Annotated in this window: 8 protein-coding genes; 7 read left to right on the plus strand and 1 reads right to left on the minus strand. The window is 70.9% G+C overall.

Going from position 1 to position 7113, the window contains the following annotated elements; translation table 11 throughout:
* Positions 1-18: 18 nt before the first annotated feature.
* On the plus strand, positions 19-1671 hold the full coding sequence (locus AB0K12_RS48085; protein ID WP_364576047.1) for an extracellular solute-binding protein: 1653 nt from the start codon (positions 19-21) through the stop codon (positions 1669-1671).
* Positions 1672-1879: 208 nt separating this feature from the next.
* Here the strand turns inward: AB0K12_RS48085 and AB0K12_RS48090 are convergent, their stop codons facing one another.
* Positions 1880-2134 (minus strand): hypothetical protein, encoded by a 255-nt coding sequence (locus AB0K12_RS48090; RefSeq protein WP_364576049.1) that lies wholly within the window; start codon positions 2132-2134, stop codon positions 1880-1882.
* A 312-nt stretch (positions 2135-2446) separates the two neighbouring features.
* Here AB0K12_RS48090 and AB0K12_RS48095 point away from each other — a divergent pair, with 312 nt between their 5' ends.
* From AB0K12_RS48095 to AB0K12_RS48120, 6 genes are all read left to right on the plus strand, one after another.
* Positions 2447-4144 (plus strand): discoidin domain-containing protein, encoded by a 1698-nt coding sequence (locus tag AB0K12_RS48095; RefSeq protein WP_364576051.1) that lies wholly within the window; start codon positions 2447-2449, stop codon positions 4142-4144.
* A gap of 20 nt (positions 4145-4164) precedes the next feature.
* A complete protein-coding gene (locus tag AB0K12_RS48100; RefSeq protein WP_364576053.1) occupies positions 4165-5001 on the plus strand; it encodes a DUF1996 domain-containing protein in 837 nt (278 codons plus the stop codon).
* A gap of 23 nt (positions 5002-5024) precedes the next feature.
* Positions 5025-5612, plus strand: a complete 588-nt coding sequence (locus tag AB0K12_RS48105) for a DUF305 domain-containing protein (protein ID WP_364576055.1) — start codon at positions 5025-5027, stop codon at positions 5610-5612.
* 9 nt (positions 5613-5621) lie between these two features.
* Entirely contained in the window at positions 5622-6299 is a 678-nt protein-coding gene (locus tag AB0K12_RS48110; protein ID WP_364576057.1) for a phosphotransferase, read from the plus strand.
* A 248-nt stretch (positions 6300-6547) separates the two neighbouring features.
* Positions 6548-6805, plus strand: coding sequence for a hypothetical protein (locus tag AB0K12_RS48115; protein WP_364576059.1), 258 nt, complete (start codon positions 6548-6550; stop codon positions 6803-6805).
* A gap of 28 nt (positions 6806-6833) precedes the next feature.
* Positions 6834-7113, plus strand: a 280-nt coding sequence (locus tag AB0K12_RS48120) for a DUF1622 domain-containing protein (protein ID WP_364576061.1), incomplete at its 3' end; no start/stop codon positions are given.

Genomic DNA, 7113 nt, shown 5'->3' on the forward strand with positions numbered 1-7113 from the left:
CATCAAAGGAATGTCGTCATGGACAACAGCATGAACCGCCGTGGCCTGCTCAGACTGGCGGGTATGGGCGCCCTCGGCCTAGCCGCCTCACCGCTGCTCAGCGCCTGCGGCGGCGGGAGCGGCGGGGCGACCGGCGGTGACGTCTCCAACGCGGGCAAGCAGCTCGCGCCGTGGCCGGCGTACGTGCCCTTCGCCGGGCCGGAGCCGGACGCCCCCGGTGACGCCACCGGCGTGCAGCCGCTCTACCTGAAGTACCCAGAGACCCTGGCGCAGTCGGTGAACGACACCGTGGGCGACGGCTCCAAGGTGACCGCGCTGGTGGTGACGTTCGGCCCGCCGCCCGCGCCGCTTGCGCAGAACCAGTACTGGCAGGCCGTCAACAAGGCGCTCAACGTCGACCTCCAGGTGACCGTCGTGCCCGACCCCGAGTACGGCCAGAAGATGACGACCCTGATGGCCTCCGGCAGCGACCTGCCGGACATCATCATGTTCACGAACCTCGCGCTGCCGCACTCCCTCGAGTTCATCCAGGCGCAGTGCGCCGACCTGTCGGAGTTCGTGGCGGGCGACGCGGTCAAGCAGTACCCGAACCTGGCCAACATCCCCACTTACGCCTGGCAGGGCATGGGCCGGATCAACGGCAAGCTCTACGGCGTCCCGCTGGAGCGGCCGATGCCGGCCAACAGCCTGTTCGTCAACCGTACGGCCATGGACGAGGCGGGCATCCCCAAGGAGTGGACTACCGAGCAGTACCTTGAGGCGATGAAGGAGCTCAGCGGCGACCGCAAGTGGGGGCTCGGCTGGTACAAGACGCTGTTCGGCGGCACCAGCGCCGCCACCTATCACGCCGGCTCGCTCGGTGCGCCCAACAACTGGTCGGTCTCCGGCGGCCAGTTCATCTCGGCCATGGGCACGCCACAGTTCGAGCAGGCACTCGACGTGATGCGACAGCTGGTAGAGGCGAAGGCGGTGCATCCCGACAGCCTTACGGCCAGCTCCACCGACATGCAGAGCTACTTCCACAACGGCACCGTCACCTCGATCCAGGACGGTTTCGGCTCCATGTCGCTGACGACGCTCACCAAGATCAACGGCAGGTTCGAGCTCGGCATGGGCTACCCGTACGGCCCCCAGGCCACGCCGTCGCGCAGCGCCGGCCTGTTCGGTTACGTGACCTTCAAGAAGGCCCCCGCCGACCGGATCAAGCTGCTTCTGCGCATCAGCGACTACCTCAGCGCGCCCTTCGGCTCGAAGGAATACGAGCCGGCCAACTACGGAGTCGAGGGCGTGCACTTCACCAAGGACGACGGAGGCATCAAGACCCTCGACCTGTTCCAGACCGAGAACAACAACACCCTGCCCTTCCGGTACATCGGCACCGCGCCTTCGGTCCTCTACCTGCCCGGCTACCCGGACACGGCCAAGGCCGTCCACGAGTGGCAGCAGGCGAGCCTGCCCAGGAGCGTCGCCGACCCCGCCGTCGGCCTGCGCTCGGCCACCCAGGTGAGCAAGGGCGCCCAGCTGAACCAGATCCTCGGGGACGGCATCGCGGCGATCGTCTTCGGCCGCAAGCCCATGTCCGCGTGGAAGGGCATCATGACGCAGTGGCGCAACGCCGGCGGCGACCAGGTAGCCGCCGAACTGGCCAAGGAGTACGCGGCCGCGCAGTGAGCCGCTCGCCCGGCGGGCACGGAGGAGCGCCGGCCCCCTGGCTGCCGCTCCCCGAGCCCAGCCCGCTGGGATCACGACCGCCGCTCGTCTCGGACTGCGTGCCGCGGAAGGTCATGTCACGCTGGTATCCGTGAGCAAGTCCGCGCTCCCAGAGCTGCCGACGCAGCCGGCAGCAGTTCGATCCGCGACCGCTACGTCAGGGCGCTGTTCAGGCACATCGTGACCATGGCGGCGCTCCGCCGGGTCGCCGGCAGGTCGGCCGCTCTGTGCGCTTCAGGTGCAGCGCCAGGTCGGCGCGGGTGAGCTCAGCCATCGTCTCCTGCAGGCGCGGCCGGCGCGCGGCCTCGGCATGCAGCTCGATGTAGGCGAGGACTCTGGACCTGTTGGCCGTGAGGGCACGGTCGAGCAGCTCGCGCAGCAGCGCGACCAGGTGCCTGCGCCCTTGGATCCTGGCGGCTTGCATCAGCTGAAGATCGGCGACCGCCGCGTCCCACAAGAGCCGCCGCCCGCCGCCGAGTGACATCCGAGGCGCGAGTCATCCAGAGAGCGCTCCCTCAGGCTGTCACGTCCAGGGCGGATGAACAGTCAAGCCGAGGCCGTGCGGGACCTTCCGGAGCCGGGCAAACCTCAGGAGAGCCCCAGCGTGAAGCCGTGGAACGCGCGTCGCGACGTTTCTGGAAAGTTAACCCGCACCTTGACAGGCGTCCGGTGCGCGAGCACGCTCCTTGTCAGGGAGCGCTCCCTCAAATCCTGCCCCCCGTTTGACGGAGACGTTGTGAACTCACTCTTACGCCGTCTCGCGGCGTCCCTCGCCCTCGTCATCACCGTCTCGCCACTCTCGGCGCCGCCCGCCCACGCCGCCGACCCGCTGCTGTCCCAGGGCAGGCCCGTCACCGCCTCCTCCACCGAGAGCGCCGCCGCCTTCCCCGCCTCCGCCGCCGTGGACGGCGACCCCGGCACCCGCTGGTCAAGCGCGTTCTCCGACCCGCAGTGGATCCAGGTGGACCTCGGCTCGACCGCCACCCTCAGCCAGGTCGAGCTGAGCTGGGAGACCGCGTACGCCACCGCCTTCCAGGTGCAGGTGTCCACCGACGGCCTCACCTGGAGCACCCCCTACTCCACCGCCGCCGGCGCCGGCGGCAACCAGACCCTCTCCGTGTCCGGCACCGGCCGGTACGTCCGCGTCCACGGCACCCAGCGCGCCACCCCATGGGGTTACAGCCTCTGGGAGTTCAAGGTGTACGGGACCGGGGGCGGCTCGGGCGGCGAGCGGCTGCTGTCGTACGGCAAGCCCGCCGCCTCCAGCTCCCAGCACGACGGGAACTGCTGGGAGTGCACCCCGGCCAGGGCGTTCGACCTCGACCCAGCCAGCAGGTGGGCCACGTCGGCCTGGTCGGACCCGGGCTGGATCCACGTGGACCTGGGGGCGACCGCCCGGATCAGCAAGGTCGTGCTGCAGTGGGACCCGGCCTACGCCAGGTCGTTCCAGATCCAGACCTCCCCTGACGCGAGCACCTGGACCACGATCTACAGCACGACCACCGGCACCGGCTTCAAGCAGACGCTGAACGTCACGGGCACCGGCCGCTACGTCCGCATGTACGGCACACAACGGGCCGGCCCCTACGGCTACAGCCTGTGGGAGTTCCAGGTGTACGGCACCGGCGGCGACCCCACCGACCCGCCCGCCCCGCCCAGCGACCCGGCCGACCCGCCGGCCCTGGTGTGGAGCGACGAGTTCAACGGCGCCGCCGGCGCCAAGCCCGACGCCGCCAAGTGGCGCGCCGACCCCGGCACCGGCCCGAACAACGAACTGGAGTACTACACCGACCACGCCAACGCCGCCATGGACGGCCAGGGCCACCTCGTCATGGAGGCCCGCAAGCAGGCCACCCCGGGCTCCGCCTGCCCGCCCGACCCGCTCACCGGCAGCACCACCTGCCAGTACACCTCCGCCAGGATGAACACCGGGACCAAGTTCCACTTCACCTACGGCCGCGTCGAGGCCCGGATCAAAGTGCCCAAGGGCGACGGGCTCTGGCCGGCGTTCTGGATGATGGGCGCCGACTTCCTGACCGGGCGGCCGTGGCCGTACAACGGCGAGATCGACATCATGGAGGTCCTCGGCAAGGACGTGAAGACGTCCTACTCGACCGTGCACGCGCCCGCGTACAACGGGGGCGGCGGCGTCGGGTCGCCGTACACGCTGCCGGACGGCGCCGACTTCTCCGACGCCTTCCACGTCTGGGCCGCCGACTGGGACAGCAAGGGCATCGTCTACACGCTCGACGGGCGGACGGTGTTCACGATCAGCAAGGACCAGGTGGAGCAGACGCGTGGCCCCTGGATCTTCGACCACCCCTTCTACATCATCCTCAACCTCGCCGTGGGCGGCGACTGGCCGGGGCCGCCGAACGCCGCCACGCCCTTCCCGTCAAGGATGCTCGTCGACTACGTGCGGGTCTACCGATGACCCGCGTCAAGGGAGCCGCCATGCGGATCTTAGCCCTGCTGTCCCTGCTGCTCGGCACGTTCGTGGTGGCCGCCCCGCGGCCCGCCGCGGCCGAGCCCGTACGGGTGGCGGAGTTCCTCGCCGACTGCCCGTTCAGCCACCGGCTGCCCGACGACCCGATCGTCTTCCCCGGCCTGCCGGGCGCCTCGCACATGCACAGCTTCTTCGGCAGCCGCGTCACCAACGCCCACACCCAGCTCTCCGACCTGCTGAACGGCGCCACCAACTGCAACCCGGCCGTGGACAAGTCGTCGTACTGGGTGCCGACCCTCTACCGGGACGGCGTCCCGGTGGAGCCGGCCATCGTCACGTTCTACTACCTCGGGGAGGGGGTCCGGGACGACATCATCGCCAGGATCCAGCCGCTCCCGCTGGGGCTGCGGATCGTGGCGGGCAACGCCAGGGCGACCGGGCCCGACAGCACGACCATCTCCCGGTGGTCGTGCCTGCACGCCGGGCACGTGGGAGCGTCCAAGGACTTCGTGAACTGCCCGTCGGGCACGATGCTGGAGTCGTACCTGGACTTCCCGCAGTGCTGGAACGGGCGGGACCTGGACTCCGCCGACCACAAGAGCCACATGGCCTACCCGGTGGCGGGGGCGTGCCCCAGCACGCACCCGGTGCCGGTGCCGAAGCTGCGGCAGGTCATCCGGTACCCGGTGAGCGGGGACCCGTCGCGCTTCCGGCTGTCGTCGGGCGGCGGGTTCACGATGCACGGCGACTTCTTCAACGCCTGGCCGGTGGCCGAGATGGAGCGGCGGGTGCGTGACTGCATCCGGCCGATCATCAAGTGCGGCGCCGACGGGCGTCCCTCGTAGGCGGTCGTCGGGTCCGGGCGGGCGTGCGCGCCCGCCCGGACGTCTCTCCTGGCGAAGGGCGGTGGCGGGTGCGGTGGTTCGTGGTCTGCTTGGTGGTCGCCGTGCTGGCGGGATGCTCCTCCGCCGAACGGGGCGCCGGAACGGCGGCTTCCTCCGCTGAGGCGTTCACGACGACCGATGTGGCGTGGTTGCAGCTCGCCGACGCCCTGCACGCGCGGGTTCGGCCCCTGCTGGAGCTCGCGCCGCGGCGTGCTGCCAGCCGGTCGCTGGCCGCTCTGGCCGTACGGCTCGGCAAGGAGCACGAGGCGGGCCGCGGCCGGTTGCGGGCGCTGCTCGCCGTAGCGGGGATCACCGGTGAGAACCCGCACCTCCAGCATGACATGCCCGGCATGCCCACGGCGGCGGATCTGAGGGCCTTGGCCCGGCTGCGCGACGGCGTCTTCGACCGGCGTTTCGCCGAGCTGCTGCGAGCGCATTTGAGGCAGCTCGTGCTGGTCGCGAACGGCGAACGGGACTCGGGCGGCGCGGCGGCGGCGCGGGTGCTGGCGGGGACGATGGTCCGCGAGCACAGCGACGATCTCGGCGAGCTGGATCGGGCGGTCTCCGCGTAGGTTGGGGGCATGGAGGTCGGGGAGTTGGTGGGTGCGGGACGCAGCGCCGACGTGTACGCGATCGGCGACGGGCGGGTGCTGCGCCGCTACCGGGTGGACGCCGACACCAGGCGTGAGCTGGAGATCATGGTGCATGTGGCCGCGCACGGGTTCCCTGTGCCGGAGGTCTTCCCCGGCGAGAGCACCGCCACGGACCTGGTGATGGCACGGTTGTCCGGCCCGACGATGTTGCACGCCTTGCTGGCCGGGCGGATCGGGACTGAGGAGGCGGGGCGGGCTCTTGCCGGGCTGCTGCGCCGGCTCCACCGGATTCCGGCCCGGCTGTCTCGCGACCCCGGTGACCGGATCCTGCACCTGGACCTGCATCCGGACAACGTGATGCTGACGCCGGACGGGCCCGTGGTGATCGACTGGTGCAACGCCCGTGAGGGTCGGCCCGCGCTGGACTGCGCCCTGACGGCACTGATCATCGCGCAGGCGGCGGTGGACGGTGAGAGCGAGCTGGCGCAGGCGGCGCGGGCCTTACTCGCCGTCCTGGCGGGGGAGCTGGGCGAGGACCTGGACGCGGGCGGCCCGCTGGAGGACGCCAAGGCCCGGCGCGCCGCCGACCGGGGGCTCACCGCGCACGAGGTGAGCGTGCTGGACGAGGCGGTGGCGCTGATCAGGCGGCTGGCCGGGCCGAGCTGAGACGGCTGGAGCCGTCGTGGCGTACGGAGACCTAGAGGGGGCGGTGTCGGCCTGCCAGCAGGCGGTCGCCCGCACGCCGGGCGACGCTGCGGCGCTTCCTCGGCGCTTCCTCCACGCTTCCTCCACGTCGCCCCGGACGATCACCTGAACCCGTGCCCAGGTCCACCGGCTCCTCGGCCGGTGAATCCTTGACCGGTCAATGGCGTAGACATCCCTAGAAATCGGGCATCGCGCATCAAGGGGTGGCGATGCCGACGAAGGAACAGGCGCTGCGGCTGCTGTCGCAGGGACACGACGACACCGAGATCGCCGCGGCGCTCGGCATTCCCGCCGGACAGGCGTACCTCATCGCGACCGGCGTGGCAGCGGACGGCGGGGACGGCGGGGGCACCGTCACCCGGGCCCAGCGCCAACGTCCAGGCATGTCGCCCTCGCGCGAACCTGCCTCCACCGTCGAAGCGCGGCACGCGCTGCTCGCCCGCGAGAAGAACCCGCAAGGGCGGTGAGCCCCGTCGAGCCGGTCGAGGACTCGCGATGGATCTGAAGCCCGTCATCGAGACGGCCGGACAGGCGGTCGATCTGGCCGGCGTCGCCGTCATCGTGGTGGGGGCGCTGGCGGCGACCTGCCGGTTCGGCTACCGGCTGCTGCTGCGGCATCCCGCTCACGACGCCTACCAGAGGTACCGCAAGGGGCTCGGGCGCGCCATCCTGCTGGGGCTCGAGTTTCTCGTCGCCGCGGACATCATCCGGACGGTCGCGATCTCCCCGACGTTCGCGAGCGTCGGCGTCCTCGCGGTGATCGTCCTGGTGCGCA

It is taken from the genome of Nonomuraea sp. NPDC049419 (assembly GCF_040676995.1).
GTDB lineage: Bacteria > Actinomycetota > Actinomycetes > Streptosporangiales > Streptosporangiaceae > Nonomuraea > Nonomuraea salmonea.